16 protein-coding genes and 2 pseudogenes are annotated in these 16809 nt (G+C 46.1%); 9 read left to right on the forward strand and 9 right to left on the reverse strand.

Annotated elements, in window-relative coordinates:
• Positions 1-145: 145 nt before the first annotated feature.
• Positions 146-3622, reverse strand: a pseudogene (gene mfd, locus E2B99_RS02250) (transcription-repair coupling factor); the annotation flags it as partial.
• 267 nt (positions 3623-3889) lie between these two features.
• Between mfd and E2B99_RS02255 the strand changes: the two are divergent.
• Positions 3890-4177, forward strand: a complete 288-nt coding sequence (locus E2B99_RS02255; protein WP_134243374.1) for an AbrB/MazE/SpoVT family DNA-binding domain-containing protein — start codon at positions 3890-3892, stop codon at positions 4175-4177.
• The gene (locus tag E2B99_RS02260; protein WP_134243375.1) at positions 4164-4556 is read left to right on the forward strand and encodes a type II toxin-antitoxin system VapC family toxin; all 393 of its coding nucleotides are present in this window, start codon (positions 4164-4166) and stop codon (positions 4554-4556) included. The genes E2B99_RS02255 and E2B99_RS02260 overlap by 14 nt, the downstream gene beginning before the upstream one ends.
• Before the next feature lie 251 nt (positions 4557-4807).
• On the opposite strand, the gene E2B99_RS02265 is transcribed toward E2B99_RS02260, so the two are convergent.
• The 5 genes from E2B99_RS02265 to E2B99_RS02285 all read right to left on the reverse strand — a co-directional run bounded on the left by E2B99_RS02265 (position 4808) and on the right by E2B99_RS02285 (position 8708).
• Complete coding sequence (locus E2B99_RS02265) at positions 4808-5581, reverse strand: nitroreductase family protein (RefSeq protein WP_134243412.1); 774 nt, start codon at positions 5579-5581, stop codon at positions 4808-4810.
• A 265-nt stretch (positions 5582-5846) separates the two neighbouring features.
• A complete protein-coding gene (gene hpt, locus E2B99_RS02270; protein ID WP_134243376.1) occupies positions 5847-6392 on the reverse strand; it encodes a hypoxanthine phosphoribosyltransferase in 546 nt (181 codons plus the stop codon).
• A gap of 214 nt (positions 6393-6606) precedes the next feature.
• Positions 6607-7380 carry a glutathione S-transferase N-terminal domain-containing protein gene (locus E2B99_RS02275; RefSeq protein WP_134243377.1) on the reverse strand — a complete coding sequence of 258 codons (774 nt, stop codon included), beginning with the start codon at positions 7378-7380 and terminating at the stop codon, positions 6607-6609.
• A 78-nt stretch (positions 7381-7458) separates the two neighbouring features.
• On the reverse strand, positions 7459-7980 hold the full coding sequence (gene rraA, locus E2B99_RS02280) for a ribonuclease E activity regulator RraA (protein ID WP_134243378.1): 522 nt from the start codon (positions 7978-7980) through the stop codon (positions 7459-7461).
• The gene (locus tag E2B99_RS02285) at positions 7977-8708 is read right to left on the reverse strand and encodes an NAD-dependent epimerase/dehydratase family protein (RefSeq protein WP_134243379.1); all 732 of its coding nucleotides are present in this window, start codon (positions 8706-8708) and stop codon (positions 7977-7979) included. The genes rraA and E2B99_RS02285 overlap by 4 nt, the downstream gene beginning before the upstream one ends.
• A gap of 303 nt (positions 8709-9011) precedes the next feature.
• Between E2B99_RS02285 and rpsT the strand changes: the two genes are divergently transcribed.
• The 3 genes and pseudogenes from rpsT to E2B99_RS02300 form a co-directional block, all read left to right on the forward strand.
• Complete coding sequence (gene rpsT / locus E2B99_RS02290) at positions 9012-9281, forward strand: 30S ribosomal protein S20 (RefSeq protein ID WP_026470274.1); 270 nt, start codon at positions 9012-9014, stop codon at positions 9279-9281.
• Between the two features lie 247 nt (positions 9282-9528).
• Positions 9529-10692: an acyl-CoA dehydrogenase family protein gene (locus E2B99_RS02295; protein WP_134243380.1), complete on the forward strand. Its 1164-nt coding sequence runs from the start codon at positions 9529-9531 to the stop codon at positions 10690-10692.
• 103 nt (positions 10693-10795) lie between these two features.
• Positions 10796-11251, forward strand: a pseudogene (locus E2B99_RS02300) (Holliday junction resolvase-like protein); the annotation flags it as partial.
• Between the two features lie 211 nt (positions 11252-11462).
• Here E2B99_RS02300 and E2B99_RS02305 read toward each other — a convergent pair.
• The 3 genes from E2B99_RS02305 to E2B99_RS02315 form a co-directional block, all read right to left on the reverse strand.
• Positions 11463-11876, reverse strand: coding sequence for an ADP-ribosylation/crystallin J1 (locus tag E2B99_RS02305; RefSeq protein ID WP_134243382.1), 414 nt, complete (start codon positions 11874-11876; stop codon positions 11463-11465).
• 14 nt (positions 11877-11890) lie between these two features.
• A complete protein-coding gene (locus tag E2B99_RS02310) occupies positions 11891-12607 on the reverse strand; it encodes a histidine phosphatase family protein (RefSeq protein ID WP_134243413.1) in 717 nt (238 codons plus the stop codon).
• Between the two features lie 98 nt (positions 12608-12705).
• Positions 12706-13656 carry a 3'(2'),5'-bisphosphate nucleotidase CysQ family protein gene (locus E2B99_RS02315; protein WP_134243383.1) on the reverse strand — a complete coding sequence of 317 codons (951 nt, stop codon included), beginning with the start codon at positions 13654-13656 and terminating at the stop codon, positions 12706-12708.
• A gap of 30 nt (positions 13657-13686) precedes the next feature.
• Here E2B99_RS02315 and yrfG point away from each other — a divergent pair, with 30 nt between their 5' ends.
• From yrfG to E2B99_RS02335, 4 genes are all read left to right on the forward strand, one after another.
• Positions 13687-14367, forward strand: a complete 681-nt coding sequence (yrfG, locus tag E2B99_RS02320) for a GMP/IMP nucleotidase (RefSeq protein WP_166738965.1) — start codon at positions 13687-13689, stop codon at positions 14365-14367.
• Positions 14368-14397: 30 nt separating this feature from the next.
• Entirely contained in the window at positions 14398-14865 is a 468-nt protein-coding gene (locus E2B99_RS02325; protein ID WP_134243385.1) for an RNA-binding S4 domain-containing protein, read from the forward strand.
• A 180-nt stretch (positions 14866-15045) separates the two neighbouring features.
• Positions 15046-16101, forward strand: a complete 1056-nt coding sequence (gene recA, locus E2B99_RS02330; protein WP_026470267.1) for a recombinase RecA — start codon at positions 15046-15048, stop codon at positions 16099-16101.
• 129 nt (positions 16102-16230) lie between these two features.
• Complete coding sequence (locus E2B99_RS02335) at positions 16231-16728, forward strand: regulatory protein RecX (RefSeq protein WP_134243386.1); 498 nt, start codon at positions 16231-16233, stop codon at positions 16726-16728.
• The last annotated feature ends 81 nt before the right edge of the window (positions 16729-16809 follow it).

The following is a 16809-nucleotide window of genomic DNA, read 5'->3' on the forward strand; positions in this document are numbered from 1 at the left end:
AGTGTTTTATCTGTGATCACAGCATAATTCAAGTTAGAAAAATGCTGTGATGACAGAACCATGGCATCTACTTACGCTTTTTCTTGGTCTTGCCACTGCCCTCACTCAAGCCTTTTGCAGCTTCCTGCTGTTGTACATTATCACTCTCACCACTCAACTGCTGCAACAACTGCACAACAAACTCAATTCGCTCACTGGTGTCCTGCAACTGGGCAGAAATCTTCAAGCGCTGGCCGCCTTCCATCCGGTACATAGTAGGTTTGGACTGCATCAACTTGATAATAGTAATTGCCTCAACCGGGGTATCTGGGGAAAACTCAATCATGCCACCATTGACATTTATATCCATTTTTTCAATGCCAAGGCTCTCCGCCTTAATCCGCATTTGATGCACGGCAAACAGGTTTTGCGCAGGCTTTGGTAGCAGGCCAAAACGGTCAATCATTTCCATGCGGATATCATTGAGCTTGTCGACTTCCGATACATTACTGATGCGCTTATAAAACAATAAACGCTGATGCACATCGCTCAGGTAATCATCAGGAATTAAGGCTGGCATATGCAGGTTAATTTCCGAAGTTAATGACAGCGGCGCATCCAGATTGGGTGATTTGCCGTTTTGAATGGCCTTGGTGGCACGCTCCAGCATGTCCATATACAGGCTGTAGCCAATCGCCTGCATGTTGCCGCTTTGCTCCTCGCCCAGCAGCTCGCCTGCACCACGAATTTCCAAATCTTCGGTGGCCAGTACAAACCCTGCACCCAGGGTTGAGGCACGCTGAATGGCATCCAGCCGTTTTTCAGCATCGCCTTTCAGGTGTTTAATGGATGGTACTAATAGGTAAGCATAAGCCTGATGGTGCGAGCGACCAACGCGGCCACGCAACTGGTGCAACTGCGCAAGACCCAGCTTGTCTGCCCGCTCAATGATAATGGTGTTGGCGCTGGGCACATCAATCCCGGTTTCAATAATGGTGGAACATACCAGCACATTAAACTGTTTGTGATAAAACTGCTGCATCACCTGCTCCAGCTCGCGCTCACGCATTTGCCCATGTGCCACAGCAACGCGGGCTTCAGGTAATAAGCGACGCAGGTCTTCTGCGGCACGTTCAATCGAATCAACATCATTGTGCAGGAAATACACCTGACCGCCACGCAGCAATTCACGCAAAATGGCTTCTTTGACCGTGGGGTTATTGTGCTCCATGACAAAAGTTTTCACGGCCAGACGACGTGCGGGCGGCGTGGCAATAATCGACAGGTCGCGCATGCCGGAGAAAGCCATGTTTAGGGTACGTGGAATCGGCGTTGCAGTTAGCGTTAGCATGTCCACATCGGCACGCAATGCCTTGATTTTTTCCTTGTCGCGCACGCCAAAACGGTGTTCTTCATCCACAATCATCAGGCCAAGGTCATGAAACTTCACGCCTTCCTGAAGCAGCTTATGCGTGCCAATCACAATATCCACTTTGCCTTCCGCCAGATCGGCAATGGCTTTTTTCTGGTCTTTGCTGGAACCAAAACGCGACAGTACTTCAATGCGTACTGGCCAGTCCGCAAAACGATCCTTAAAGTTTTCATAATGCTGTTGTGCCAGCAGTGTGGTAGGCACCAGTACCGCCACCTGCTTGCCTGCATGCACGGCCACAAATGCTGCCCGCATGGCCACTTCGGTTTTACCAAAACCCACATCGCCACACACCAGCCGATCCATCGGCTTATCCTGGCTCATGTCATACAGCGTGCCTGCAATGGCATTGGCCTGATCCATGGTTTCTTCAAAGGCAAAGCTATTTGCAAACTGCTGGTAGGCATGCTCATCAATTTCAAAGGCCAAGCCCGGTTTGGCCTGCCGCCGTGCCTGAATATTTAACAGCTCTGCGGCCACATCATGGATTTTTTCCAGTGCCTTGCGCTTGGCCTTGTTCCAGGTATCCGTGCCCAGCTTATGCAACGGTGCATGGTCTGGATCGCCGCCACTATAACGGCTGATCAGTTGCAGATTGGCAACCGGCACATACACCTTGGCATTTTCAGCATAATCAACCTGCAAAAATTCATGGGTTTGCTCGTCAATTTCCAGTGTTACCAAACCGCCATAACGCCCGACGCCGTGGTCAATATGCACAACCGGCGCGCCAATCGACAGTTCAGCCAGACTTTTTACCAGAAATTCTTCGGACACTTCGCTGCTTTTGCGACGACGACGCTGCACTACGCGCTGCTCAAAAAGCTGGTTTTCAACAATGAGTACAAAATCTTCCAGTAATAGCCCACGTTCCAGTGGTGCCACCGCAATAGCCACCTGATGACTACTTTGCAAAAACTCCTGCAAACTGTCACAGACTGCCAAGTCACGCCAAACGGGTTTAAATAATTCTTTTAAGCCTTCACGCCGCCCGGCACTTTCGGCCACAATCAGCACACGGCCTTTAAACAAATCAATAAAGTTTTTCAGGTTAATGAGTGAATCACTGACTTTATGGTCAATCGGAAGTTTGGGCGGCAAATTTGCCACCACGTTAAACACGCCAGCGCGCTCACTGATGGGATTTTCCGACAGCACCAAGCGGCCAAAACTTTTTAGACGGCCCAGCAGCTCATTTACAGTGAGAAACAGCTCATTCGGCGGCAAAATCGGCTGGTCAATATTATGGCGGCGGTCTTCATATCGCTGAGTCACTTCCTGCCAGAAACTGTTCAGGCATTCTTCTATCGCAATATCAGTGGCAATCAGTGTGTCTTTTGGCAAGTAGTCAAACAGCGTACCGCCCTCGATAAACTCATCACGGCTAAAGAACAGCGGCTGATAGTATTCAAGACCTGGCGCAGCAATGCCATCAAGGACATCCTGATAAAGCGGCATTTTCTTGGGACTGGCCTGCGGAAAAGCTTCTGCAAACCGCGCCCGAAATTCACCGCGCCCTTCAATTAATGGAAACTCACGGGCTGGCAGCAAGGTAAACTGCTCAACCTGCTCTGTCGTGCGCTGGGTTTCCACATCAAAATGGCGCAGGGTTTCAATTTCATCATCAAATAAATCAATACGAATGGGCGCTTGCTGACCCGTGGGAAAAATATCCATCAGGCTGCCACGTATTGCAAATTCACCTGGTTCAAATACGGTATCAACAGCACGGTAACCGGCCCGTGTCAGGCGCTGGCGTTCATGTTCTACATCAAATTTCTGGCCTTTACGGATATCAAAATGCTGACCCAGCAACCAGCTTGGCGGCGCAATGCGCTGGCTTAAGGTACTGGCGGCAATCAGCACAATGCCAGTGCTTGGCATGTTGGCCAGCAATGCCAGCCGCTCGGAAATAATTTCCTGATGCGGTGACAGTCGGTCATACGGCAGGGTTTCCCAGTCCGGGAACAAATACGGCTTGATACCAAAAAAATGCAGCTCTTCTTCAATCTGTGCCACCTGAGTGGTGTTTTTTGCCACCATCACTATCAGTTGCTTTGCGCTTTGACTGGCCTGTGTCAGTTCACTCAGAAGCAATGATGGCAGTGCACCCGGGAGATTGCCAATCCAGCGCCGCTCGCCTGCTGGTATTTGTTGTAAGTTGCTTTGTTCAAAGTGTTCAGCAATAGATGGCAAAAGCAGTGCGGTCATGGTTTAAGAGTGATTTTTTCAATATAAAAGAGGGCTTAATGGTAACAGCGTTTGGTCTTTCTGGCCTGTTGGTTATGTGTGAATCCAGAGCCATCCTCACCCACAAAATAGGTATGAAAGTCTTTTATTTTTAATCATGCATTAACGGATTTTCTTAATTTTTAATTTCAATATTTTCTAAATCTTAGTTGATCAGTACTGTATCTTGATTGATTTTAATAAGATTAAGTGATATTCTTACCTACGTCTTACTTCAAGGACTGTACAATGGAAATCGCTAATCTCTCCAAGGTTTCTACAGTAACCCGGCTTTCTAGTAAAGGTCAGGTGATTATTCCCAAAGCTATCCGAACAGCACATCAGTGGGAGAGTGGCGCGGAATTTAATGTTATAGATACCCCAGAAGGCGTATTGTTACAACCTAAAGCTTTATTTGCGCCAAGTAGCTTAGATGAAGTAGCAGGCTGTCTTCCTATGGTAGCTAAAAAAACACAACATGAAATAGACATTGCTATTGCTCAGAAGTTAAAGCGGGTATGGCATGATAGCAATTGATACCAACATTATTATTCGTCTTTTAACCCATGATGACAGTAAGCAATACGATATTGCCTATAAGCTTTTTCAAGATTCAGTTATTTATATTGCTGACTCAGTGATATTAGAGAGCGAATGGGTATTACGTTACGCTTATGACTTTTCAGCTGCACAAATTTGCAACGCGATGACTAAATTATTTGGTTTACCAAATATCATTCTGGATAATCCTGCTTTAATCGCTCAAGTGATTAACTGGTATAGTCAGGGATTAGATTTTGGTGATGCTATGCATCTGGCAAAATGTGAACAGGTTAGCCAATTGAAAACCTTTGACCAAAAATTTATAAAAAAAGCCGTAGGTTTAAGTTTATGTCAGGTTACGCTGGCTGGTTAGCCTTCTTGTATAGAATAGATTTTCATTACTCGCCCTTCCATAAAAAAGGGATACCCGTCTGAGTATCCCTTTTATGTGCCTGTACTAGAAACAGGCGTTAAATTACCCAAACATGATGCCTAGGAACAGGTATGCTGGGCAATGCGTATTGCTTAAATTCACTATCAACCCATTACAACCTCAATGCAAGCCATCATTGATAAACAGCCAGCACATTTGTAAGCAGATTTAAATATAACGTCTGAAAATTCTTAAACTTCTTTAACAAACAAATTACGGTCAAAGCGCAATTGTGGCCAGAACACGCCATCGTCAGCACGCTCGCCTGCACCAATCACCATAATCGGGAATTCTTCATCCTGCAAATCTAGCAGCTTGCGCACACGCGGTTCATCAAAACCTTCCATCATGCAGCTGTCAAAACCATGTGCCCGCAAGGCCAGCACCAGATTTTCACAAGCCAGCGCTGTACTTTTAGCTGCCCATAAACGCGCATCCGCATGGGTAAATGCAGTGACCGGCAAAGGCTGAAATTGCCCAACAATACTAAATACCACCTTTTTGGCAGCGCCCAAAGTGTTCAAGAAACCAGTTTTATAGTTATAGGCAATCAGGCTGTAATACTGCTTCACAGGCTTTGGGGTTTTCGGCATGGGCCAGTATTTCAGGTTGTTTTTGGCCATTTCATCTAAGCGGTCAGTACGTGCCACGCAGACAATTAATTCAGCCGCAGTTTTGGCCGCCAGCTGGCTCATGCAGGCGGTGACCAGTTTGGCTTTTTTCTCAGGGCTGCGCACCACATAAAATGTCCACGGTTGCAGGTTGGAGGAATTTGGTGCCAGCAATGCCATATCTAGGCAGTCATCCAGCACCGCCTTGGGAATTTGTGTATTGGTAAACTTGCGAACTGAACGACGACTGGTCACTACTTTCTTAAAATTTTCCACGCTAATATCAGCAGGCGCTGGCTCAAAATAGCGCTCTTTACCGTCTATTTGAATGGTAGATAAACTGTCCTGTGGCATTTGCTGTGATGAGGGCTGATTTTCTAAATTTCTGTCTTGAGTGCGTGAGCCAGACTTAGTCATTGAAATATCCAGATTTAATATGAATAACTTCACGCTATAACAGCATTACTAAACCGTCAAGTTTAATATCTGGGCTATTCGGTAATAATTTTATCAAAAGCAATGGCTGAAGAATTAAGGTTTCAAAAGCCGTGCAATAAAAAGCCCCGATAGTGATCAGGGCTTTTATTAGCCATATTTAAACTTTATTGATTAGACCTGTTTAATCATTCGCATTTTCAGCCAGCGTTACAATGCCAATATACGGCAAATGACGATAGAACTGCGCATAATCCAGCCCAAAGCCGACAATGAATTTGTCGGGAATAGAAAAGCCAATATATTTAACTGGCACTTCAACTTCACGGCGTGAAGGCTTGTCAATTAATGTACAAATTTCCAGTGAAGCAGGTTTACGCAGTAAAAACAGGTCGCGCACCTTACTTAAGGTATTACCCGAATCAATGATGTCCTCCACAATCAGCACATGCGTATTTTCAATGCTTTCATCCAGATCCTGCACAATTTTCACATCGCGCGAACTGGTGGTATTGTTGCCATAACTGGACACCGTCATAAAATCCACTTGATGTGGCACAGTAATTTCACGGCACAAATCAGCCATAAAAATAAATGAGCCGCGCAACAGGCCAATCAGTAAAAGATTGGAACCTGCGTGCTGGTAATCCTGATTAATTTGCGCGGCAAGCTCCTTGATACGCGCTTTAATTTGTTGCTCACTAATCATGACATCAACATGGTGGTTCATGGCTAATCTCTCACTGACGGGTTTTACAGGTAGCGCGGTGCAAATGCTGCACTTTTAGATTTGAGCGTGCAATGCAGGCGTAATCAAACACACGATTGCATGATGGACTGCTCAATAAAAAACGATGCAACTGGATGATGCATCGTTTTTGAAAAAGGCGGCTATTTTAACCAGAAAGCTGCATTAATGTGGCATATTTTGCAACAATTTTGCGTTAAGCATAGGTTTTGTTCAGATAATCGAGAATATCTTTTGACTCATACAAACTAATACCTGTATTGGGATCAACCAGATAAGGCACCTGTAAACGCCCCTGCACGGCGTAAACACCAGCACGCTTGCCACCAGCAATCGGTACATATTTACCCGGCTTTAAGCGCAGTTTGGCTGGCCCCATGTCCTGCCAGCGCTCTTTGGCGACATTATGTAATACATACGGCAGTTCCAGTTCAGACAGACGCTCACGCACCAGACGGGTATAAGGGCTGCCTTCAAAGCTCCATAGCTCCAGCAACTGGTCTGGTACCGCTTTTTGGGCATTGTTTTTTTCTGCCATCAAGCCATTGATTCCGCCAGCAATGGTCACTAAAAATCCACCCACTGGAATTTTTGGCAGGTTCTGGTATTTACTCGGCGTTTTGCCATTTTTGCCATAAGTTTTGAATAAATAATCAATAATATCCTGTGATTCCAGCAGTTTGATGCCTGTGTTTTCATCTACCAGAAATGGAAACTGGGTTTTACCGGCCAGTTGCTTAACCTGTGGACGAAAGCGTGTGCCTTTTTTAGGACAAGGATAAATTTCCACATCCAGATTCAGCATGGTGAGCACTTCCCGCACGCGACGGCAATACGGTGACGCTTCAAAGTCATACAGGCGAATGGGTTTTGCTGGCTGATTGGGATTTGGCGTGCCCATGACCCCACGCCCGCCCTCTAAAATAGTGGCCAACACAGAACGCAAGACTTTGGCTTGATGTACGATCATAATTCTCTCAATTCAATTCTTTAGTAAAAAATGGCAGTTATAGTGCGGCAAGTTGCTGTGCTGCTAGTTGCTGTGCTACTAAAAGTCAGTTAGTTTCTCGGTAGATACCAGAATGCCATTATTGTCTGCATAAATATAATGACCCGGTTCAATGGTAACACCGCCAAAAGTTAAGGTCAGGCCAGTTTCACCAGCGCCTTTACGGTTACTTTTTTGTGGAATGGCTGCCAGTGCCTGCACGCCCAAATCAAGCTGCGCCAGAGCATCGACGTCCCGCACACAGCCATACACAATCACACCAGCCCAGTTATGCTTAACCGCACTTTCGCCAATCAGATCACCCAGCAATGCACAGCGCATGGACGCACCACCATCCACCACCAGTACCTTGCCAGCGCCTTCTGTGGCCAGTAATTCCTTTACCCGTGAATTGTCTTCAAAGCATTTGACAGTCACCACTTCACCACCAAAGGCCTTGCGTCCACCAAAATTCCTGAATGATTTACCATCAAGGGATGGGCTCATTACTTGGGTTTGTGGATGGTCATCCAGTAAGTCACAGGTCACAAAATCAGGCACTACAGCGGTTACAGTGGTCATGCAGGAGTCTCCAGGGTCATATTGAGTAAATCAGTGTTGGAATAAACAGTTTTGCCATAACTTATTTGGCCATTAATAAGGCATGTGGCTGCCAGATACATGGCCTGTGCTACCCGCTCAGCCTCAATGGGTCGATAGCGCCAGTCCGCAGGCAATAAATGCTGACCCAGTGTAAAGGCTTTTTGTGCCATGCTTTCCATCAAACGTTGATCACGATGCTGACCCAGCAGCAAGGATGGCTGAAAAATGGACAAACGCTCAAAACACAACTGCTCAATAGCACGCTCAAGCTGGCCTTTAATCCGGTTATAAAATATTGGGGAATCGGGTTTAGCACCGGTAGCACTTAGCAATAAAAAGTGTTGTGCACCCAGCTCCCTAACAATTTGGGCAAAATTCAGGTTATAAGTTAAATCAACCTGACTGAACTGTTGCTTGCTACCCGCCTGTTTTAAGGTGGTACCCAGTGTGCTAAAGGCGTCTGCGTGCTGTAAATCCAGCCGGGTCAGCATTTTTTCAAGCCGTCCGAAGTCAGGAATAACAATTGTTTCCAGCGATTGCTCGGGTGCTGTGCCTAGCAGTGCAACAGGTGCTTGCCGCACTACCTGATAGACCGTGCGATAATGCCTGGAAGCCAGAAGTTTCTCTACCAGCAAAGAACCAACCAGTCCGGTTGCTCCAATCACAATAGCACTTTTTTGCCGTGAGTCAGCCTGAAACACTGTCATAAGGAAAAATCGCCTATGTTATTGTTTTAGCGAATCATACAAGAGCAGAATGTCAGCATAAAGGTGTATTGATTAAAATAATGTTCAAATCTGGTGGCAAAGTGCTGAGACTGCACGCTTATATAGCATTCAGGCTTGACTTTAGGCATCATTTTGGGCAGAATTCGCCACTTGTTTACGGGCTGGGTTGTTAGCAACCTTAATGCGCATGTAGCCATATTATCCAGTGTTAATGGTGGATGGACACATGAGCAACGCAACAAGGCCCGCCCATAACTAATCTATTTTTCAAGGAGTGCACGAGTGGCAAACTCTGCTCAGGCTAAAAAACGCGCCCGTCAAAACGTGAAAGCGCGTCAACACAACGCAAGCTTGCGTTCCATGGTTCGTACCTACATCAAAAAAGTAGTGAACGCAATTGCTGCTGGCGAACACGCTGTAGCAAGCGAAGCCTACAAGAAAGCTGTTCCGGTTATCGACCGCATGGCTGACAAAGGCATTATTCACAAAAACAAGGCTGCTCGTCATAAGAGCCGCCTGAATGCCCATATCAAGGCACTGGCTAGCAAATAATTTGCATAGTCCTCCAGTAAATCGTTTCTGGTAGCGTTCATTCGTCACTAAAAATGATTTTTCAAAAGGCTCACTTCGGTGGGCTTTTTGCATTTAATGAACAAGAAGATATTTAAAAAAGCAGCATAGACTGCCTGATCAAAAAGACCTATTCACTATTTTGCCTGATTTTTTTGAGCATTTTGATCAAATCATTCGTAAAACAGGCATGGCAGAATCAAAAGCAATTTGCAATGGAAACTGCCTGATGAATCCTAACCCGCTGTATTATACACCTGACCACCTCGCATTTGCCGACACCATCCGTAAGTTTACCGCGCAGGAAATTACCCCTTTTGTCAACGAATGGGACGAGGCTGGCACCTTTCCACGCGAGTTGTATAAGAAAGCTGCTGATATTGGCTTGCTAGGGCTGGGTTATCCAGAACCCTATGGCGGCACACCTGATGTCGATGCATTTTATACAATGCTGGCCTCTATTGAGCTGGCGCAGTGTAGTTCAGGCGGTTTATTGGCGTCCCTACTCTCACACAGCATTGGCGCCCCACCCATCAAAAATTTCGGCAGTGATGAATTAAAAGCCAGGGTACTGCCACAGATTTTATCCGGTGAAAAAATTTCAGCACTGGCCATTACCGAACCCGGCGGTGGTTCAGATGTCGCAGCGCTTAAAACCCGCGCCATCCGTGATGGCGACCACTATATTGTGACTGGTGAAAAAACCTTTATTACCTCGGGCATCCGTGCCGATTATTACACAGTTGCCGTGCGCACTGATCCTGATGCCAAAGGTGCCAATGGAATTTCAATGCTGCTGGTTGAAGGCAACACGCCGGGCCTTTCGAAATCCCCACTGGATAAAATGGGCTGGTGGGCTTCGGATACGGCTCACCTGCACTTTGATGAGTGCCGCGTTCCCGCAAGTCATCTGATTGGCCCGGAAAACATGGGCTTTTTGGTGATTATGCAAAACTTCAATATGGAGCGCTTCTGGCTGGCTGCCTCATCCTATGGTTTTGCCAAAGTCTGCTATGAAGATGCATTGGCGTGGGCGAAAGATCGCAAAACCTTTGGCAAGCGGCTGGTGGATCATCAGGTGATGCGGCATAAGCTGGTGGATATGGCCACCCAGTTGCAAACCACGCGTGCGCTCTTGGAGGATACAGCTTGGAAACTGGGCCAGCCTGACCAGCAAGGTTCCGATCTGGTGGCACAAATCTGTATTTTAAAAAATGTGGCAACACGTGCCATGCAATTTTGTGCAGATGCAGCCGTGCAAACGCTGGGCGGCATGGGCTATATGCGCGGTACACGGGTTGAACGCATTTACCGTGAGGTTAAGGTCAACATGATTGGTGGCGGTGCAGAGGAAATCATGAAAGATCTGGCTAGTCGTCAATTGGGCTATTGATTTTAGGCACACAGCCATTTGGTCTGACTGTGAGTCAAAGCGTTTGTATCTATCAGGGTATTATGGTTTGCTATAATGCCCTTTTTATTTCATTTAGGTATTTATGGCGATTGCAGTAGCGATTTTCATGGGTATTGTCATTGGTGGCCTGCTCACCTATTTTATGCTGTCCAATAGTCGCAATACCAGTGTAGTCACCGAATATGAGCAAAAAATCCAGCAGCTCCAGCTAAGCCATCAACAAGAAATCCAGCGTGCGGTTAAAAAAAGCCTGAACACCAGCCGCGCAACCATTAAAGGCCGCATCGCCGAGCAATTTGCTCCATTGCTGCCTGACTTTGAATACCTGCCTTCTGATGCCAAGTTTCTGGGTGATCCGGTGGATTACGTGATTTTTGATGGCTATACCGACTGGCGTGACGGTAACTTGCCCAGCGACGCCATTGAAGTCATTTTAATGGACATAAAAAGTGGAGAGGCACGCTTAAGTCAGGGCCAGCTTGCCATTGCTGAAGCGATTAAACAGGGTCGGGTTCGTTTTGAAACCTTGCGAATTAATCCGTCTGAGCCTGATCTGTCCAGTGATGGAATGGAGTCAGGTTTTTCAGTTCAGCAATTTAATGATCCTGATGAAGAGGCTGATAATTACTTTGATTATACGGCTGATAAAACCATGCAAAAATAAATCTGCAAGTTGACCGACAAATGCTGAAGTAATCGGATGGAAGTCGGGTTAACGTCAAATCTTCAAATGTTACAAATCACCATCACTACCACTCCGAAACACCACTGTCATTTTTATGCATATAATCCGGTATTTGCGCGTCTTCCCGAAATTTCTCGCCTTTAAATACATTAATGATTTCTATGGTGCCCTGAATCTGTGAGTTAAAGTTTTCCAGCTCAGCAGCAGGTATCCATAACTCTTGACAAAAAGAATCGCCAACCACTTTGACTTCAAATTGGCTTAAATAGGCATCCGGCATTTTAAAGCGAGTTACATAGCCTATATAACCACCACCTTGATCCTGCGTGTTCCACTCTTTGGCAATTTTTTCAGCATATTGCTGTGTTAATACCGGATAAAAAATAGGTTGCCAATATAATCTGGGCGGAAATTTTTTAAAGCCGCTTTCTTTAATTAATTGATATTCAAATAACCCAACTGGTCTGTATAAGTACATTTTTATGGCCTACCTTAAATATTTTGAACTTTAAACTGATAATGCTGACCGCGCCAGATCCAGTTCACACGACTACTTTCAAAGCTATCCCCGTCAAACCATAAAAACGCGCCTTCCATCATGTCAGGCCAGTCCTTGCGCTCAATCGTGGTTTGACCTGCCATCACCGCAAACAGGGCTGCCAGAATAGTGTCATGGCTTACCGCCAGCAATAAATGATTGTCCTGTTTGGGCAAATGATCAAACAGCAGGCGCAAGATATCCTGCGCGCCCTGCACTGGAATTTTCATACCGGGTAATTGATTGCTCAAAAAACAGTTTATAAATTTTAATGCCCCATACTGCTTGAAACGTGGCCCGGCCTGTGCAATATCTACGACAAAACTACCCGGCTCTACCAACAGGTTATGCTGGTTAATGTTTAACAGGGAAGTTTCTGACTGCTGCTGCGGATTAAGCGGGATTTCGATAGCAGCTTGCGCCCCTTTTAACATCTCGCTTGCGGTATCAACACAGCGCGGAATGGGACTGCTCAGACAGGATGCAATTTGCAAATCGGTATTTGCTGATAGCCATTGACCCCACTCAAAAGCCAGATCACGGCCAAGTGACGTTAATGGCAGTTGATAGCTGGCAAAACCGTTGCTGTCAGCAGGCTCACGAATGGAATGACGTGTAAGCAATACCAAGGGCTGATTACCTTTTGGCAGCAGCTCAATGGCCTTAAACATGGAAGCAGGCAAATGTTGGGTTAAAGCACTGGTCACGTCATTTTTAAATCAGGCAAACTGGTCACTGACTATATCACGAGTCATGCACAAAATTGGGTCTATGTCAGCGCTTTTAGGGTTTCCTGAGCGACTTGTAAAGCAGAGGGTAGGAAATCATTTTGCCGCACTGCCATAAAATGCCCGTTTAGCAAATCATGGCGCTGGTTATAGGCAAATGGCCGTCCCTGCAAGTCATACACGCCGCCGCCAATGGCCTCCAGCAAGCCTTGCCCTGCCGCAGTATCCCACTCGCTGGTCGGGTGAAAACGCGGGTACACATCAATTTCACCCTCGAGCATCAGACAAAACTTGTAAGCACTGCCAGCATTTTTGCAGTCAAAGGTTTGCTGGCGGTCATGCAATACCTGCTTAAACTGCTGATACACTTTCCATTCACTACGACGACTAATTGCAATCTGCCAACTGCTTAAATTAACAGGTTTTGGTTGAATTTCCTGCCACAGCAAACTATCCCCTGCCTCATCAATCCGGTAGAGCGGCTGGTTTTTGCGCGTTAAATATATGCGCTTTAAAGTTGGAATACCAATAATGGCCAGCTGCACCACGCCGTGATGGATCAGCGCAATATTGACAGTAAATTCACCCGTTTGATTAATAAACTCACGCGTGCCGTCCAGTGGATCAACCAGCCAGAATTCATGCCAGTCAAAGCGCAGCTTATAGTCTGATGATTCTTCCGATAGTACCGGAATCAGTGGATTAATCTTTTTTAAACCCTGTTCAATCAGGTGATGCGCCGCCATGTCTGCTTCCGTGACTGGTGACTTATCGGCCTTATTGGAAATCTGCAATACTTGGTTTTGCTGGTAATCCTGATAAAATTCACACAACAGATGATTGACGTTTTTTACCAGTTCTACCAGCAACTGAATAGACTGATCCGCCTTTAAAACCGCTGGACTTTCAACTATTGATTCTGCAACTGTTGCACTTTCAACCGCTGCATCATTAATCGGCATCTCATCCGGCATGGGTTTATCTTCAATCATTTTTCACTTCATTATTTACAGGAAATGGTTTTGAACATTAACTGGCAAGCAATTGATCTCGTCATGTTTGACATGGACGGAACCCTACTTGATCTGGCGTTTGATAATCTGTTCTGGCAACAGGCGGTGCCACAGGCATGGGCAGCCTTGCATCAGCATCCTTTCGATCATGCATTGGAATTGCTCAAGCCACAATTCAAGGCACAGGAAGGCACGCTAAACTGGTATTCCCTGCCTTACTGGAGCAATGCGCTGAACCTTGATCTAACCACGCTGAAAATTCAATATCAAGATCATATTTGTCTGCGCCCGCATGCCTTGCAGTTGCTGCATGACCTTAAAATGGCCAATAAAAAGCTGTGGCTGGTAACCAATGCACATCCGATTGTCCTCAACGTTAAAATGCAAAAAACCGGAATTGCCCACTGGTTTGATCATCTGATCTCAAGCCATGACCTGGGTTTTGCCAAGGAACAGGAATTATTCTGGCATAAGCTGGCTGCCCAGTATCCTTTTGATAAGAAAAGAACAATTTTTGTGGATGACAGTGAACCTGTCTTACAGGCTGCGCAACACTATGGCATTCAACATGTTTATGGCATTGTGCAACCAGATAGTAAATTACCGGCACGTCAGCAGTTGAAATTTCCAGCAATAGACCAATTAAATGAACTAAGCAGCAGCTTATTATCCATTCAGGTTGAGGAATGATTGACCCCTAACAGGTCTAATGGAATGTTAATGAAAAAAAACCAAACGCTGGACACTCAGCGCTCAGATGCTCAATTATCCCCGAACGCGCTGCAAACTATGCGCATTGACAAATGGCTGTGGGCAGCCCGTTTTTTCAAGACCCGCAGCATGGCCAAGGAAGCTATTGAAGGCGGCAAAGTGCATTATGACGGTGACCGCGTCAAGGTCAGTAAAGAAGTTCGCATTGGCATGGAGCTAACCATTCGGCAGGGATTCGATGAGAAAACTGTGGTGATCAAGGCCTTGTCGGAAGTGCGCGGCGGTGCACCTCAGGCACAGCTTTTATACGAAGAAACGCCACATAGTATTACCAAGCGCGAGTTTTATAGCAGTCAGCGCAAACTGGCCAATCTGGCACGTCCAGACCATCGACCCAGCAAGCGTGACCGTCGTCAAATTAATCATTTTAAGCAAGAAAATTCAATCACTTATAGTACTGATGATGAAGGTTATTAATCGCCTTTAATCCACGACAAGCTATGTCGTTTTACTTGGTTTTCCCCTATTCACCCACTCTGTTTTTTGGCATGATGTGCTTGCCCAAGTTGCAAATCAGATATAGTCGACCCAAGGCATCCACTTTAGTTTTGAAAGCAATCAGCGTATAAACGCGATACAGTTAATGAGGTTTATGAGATGGATGAGAATAAAAGCAAGGCATTAAGTGCAGCTTTAAGTCAAATTGAAAAACAATTCGGTAAGAATACCGTCATGCGCTTGGGCGACAACACCGTACAAGCCATTGAGGCCGTATCGACTGGCTCTTTGAGTCTGGATATTGCGCTCGGTATTGGCGGTCTGCCAAAAGGCCGTATTATCGAAATCTATGGCCCGGAATCTTCCGGTAAAACCACCATGACTCTGCAAGTGATTGCAGAGTGTCAAAAAGCTGGTGGTACGGCAGCTTTTATCGATGCTGAGCATGCGCTTGATCCGCAATATGCACGCAAGCTGGGCGTTGATATTGATAACTTGCTGGTATCACAGCCAGACCATGGTGAACAGGCACTGGAAATTGCCGACATGCTGGTGCGCTCTGGTGCGGTTGACCTGATTGTGGTGGATTCTGTTGCTGCCCTTACTCCTAAAGCTGAAATTGAAGGCGAAATGGGTGACTCGCACATGGGTCTGCAAGCCCGTTTGATGAGTCAGGCACTGCGTAAAATTACCGGTAATGCCAAGCGTTCCAACTGCATGGTGATTTTCATTAACCAGATTCGTATGAAAATTGGTGTCATGTTCGGTAGCCCGGAAACCACTACTGGTGGTAATGCCCTAAAATTCTATGCATCCGTACGTCTTGATATTCGCCGGATTGGCGCCGTGAAGGAAGGTGATGAAATCACTGGTTCTGAAACTCGCGTTAAAGTGGTGAAAAACAAAATGGCTCCGCCGTTCCGTGAAGCACTGTTCCAGATCATGTATGGCAAAGGCACCAACCGTCTGGGTGAGCTGGTCGACCTTGCGGCCAATCAGGAAATCGTGCAGAAATCCGGTGCCTGGTATGCCTATAAGGGTGCCAAGATTGGTCAGGGTAAAAATAACGTGATTCGTTATTTTGAAGAAAACCCGGCCATTGCTGCCGAAATTGATGCACAGGTTCGTGATCAATTGCTGGTTAAGGTTGATCCGGCCAAGCTACAGGAAGACGATGATGAGCGTGAACCAAGTCTGGCTGAACTGGACTTGTAAAACGCCCTGCCTTAACAGGTATGATTTTCTGACTGTTTAGACAAACGCCTTTATGGTTAACCCTGTAAAGGCGTTTTGTTTTTAGGCTATTGGTGAATCAGATAAATTCTTTCTCATACTGGTACGAGCATGAAAAATTTTCAGAAAAATAGTGATCTGCCCAAACCGGCAGGCAGCTTAAAAGGCCAGCGCTTGCGCAGTACTGCCTTTGCCTTGCTGGCCAAACGTGAGCACTCCAAGCAGGAACTTAAAAGCAAATTGCTTCTTTACGGTGCCAGCCCTGAAGAGCTTGAGCCATTGCTGGCAGAACTCACAGGGAATGATTATCAAAGTGATGAACGCATGGCTGGCATGCTGGTGCGCGCTAACATGCGTAAAGGCCGTGGCCCGGCCCGTATCCAGCAGGAGTTAAAAAAGCATCATATTGAGGCCGAGCTGGCTGAGGAAGATATTGAGCAGGTGAACTGGCTGCAACAGGCTATGGAACTGCGCATGCGTAAATTTGGTGAAGAACTGCCTACCGAGCAAAAGGAAAAGGTACGTCAGGTACGTTTTTTACAGTATCGTGGTTTTAATCTGGATATCTGTTTTAAGGCCATTACCAAAAATAGTCTGGATGATGAGTAAAGAACTGGCGTAATTTCAGGCAAGGAAAAAAGGCTGATTTTTGGCTTTTATGGTTTATTAGTTTTTATCAATATGGTGGCA

The sequence above is a fragment of the Alkanindiges illinoisensis genome, from assembly GCF_004377485.1.
Taxonomy (GTDB): Bacteria; Pseudomonadota; Gammaproteobacteria; order Pseudomonadales; family Moraxellaceae; genus Alkanindiges; species Alkanindiges illinoisensis_A.

Coding starts and splice junctions, on each gene's coding strand:
- E2B99_RS02255 (WP_134243374.1), top strand. CDS start 3,890: ATGGAAATCGCTAATCTCTCCAAGGTTTCTACAGTAACCCGGCTTTCT.
- E2B99_RS02260 (WP_134243375.1), top strand. CDS start 4,164: ATGATAGCAATTGATACCAACATTATTATTCGTCTTTTAACCCATGAT.
- E2B99_RS02265 (WP_134243412.1), bottom strand. CDS start 5,581: ATGCCACAGGACAGTTTATCTACCATTCAAATAGACGGTAAAGAGCGC.
- hpt (WP_134243376.1), bottom strand. CDS start 6,392: ATGAACCACCATGTTGATGTCATGATTAGTGAGCAACAAATTAAAGCG.
- E2B99_RS02275 (WP_134243377.1), bottom strand. CDS start 7,380: ATGATCGTACATCAAGCCAAAGTCTTGCGTTCTGTGTTGGCCACTATT.
- rraA (WP_134243378.1), bottom strand. CDS start 7,980: ATGACCACTGTAACCGCTGTAGTGCCTGATTTTGTGACCTGTGACTTA.
- E2B99_RS02285 (WP_134243379.1), bottom strand. CDS start 8,708: ATGACAGTGTTTCAGGCTGACTCACGGCAAAAAAGTGCTATTGTGATT.
- E2B99_RS02295 (WP_134243380.1), top strand. CDS start 9,529: ATGAATCCTAACCCGCTGTATTATACACCTGACCACCTCGCATTTGCC.
- E2B99_RS02305 (WP_134243382.1), bottom strand. CDS start 11,876: ATGTACTTATACAGACCAGTTGGGTTATTTGAATATCAATTAATTAAA.
- E2B99_RS02310 (WP_134243413.1), bottom strand. CDS start 12,607: ATGTTTAAGGCCATTGAGCTGCTGCCAAAAGGTAATCAGCCCTTGGTA.
- E2B99_RS02315 (WP_134243383.1), bottom strand. CDS start 13,656: ATGATTGAAGATAAACCCATGCCGGATGAGATGCCGATTAATGATGCA.
- E2B99_RS02325 (WP_134243385.1), top strand. CDS start 14,398: ATGAAAAAAAACCAAACGCTGGACACTCAGCGCTCAGATGCTCAATTA.
- recA (WP_026470267.1), top strand. CDS start 15,046: ATGGATGAGAATAAAAGCAAGGCATTAAGTGCAGCTTTAAGTCAAATT.
- E2B99_RS02335 (WP_134243386.1), top strand. CDS start 16,231: ATGAAAAATTTTCAGAAAAATAGTGATCTGCCCAAACCGGCAGGCAGC.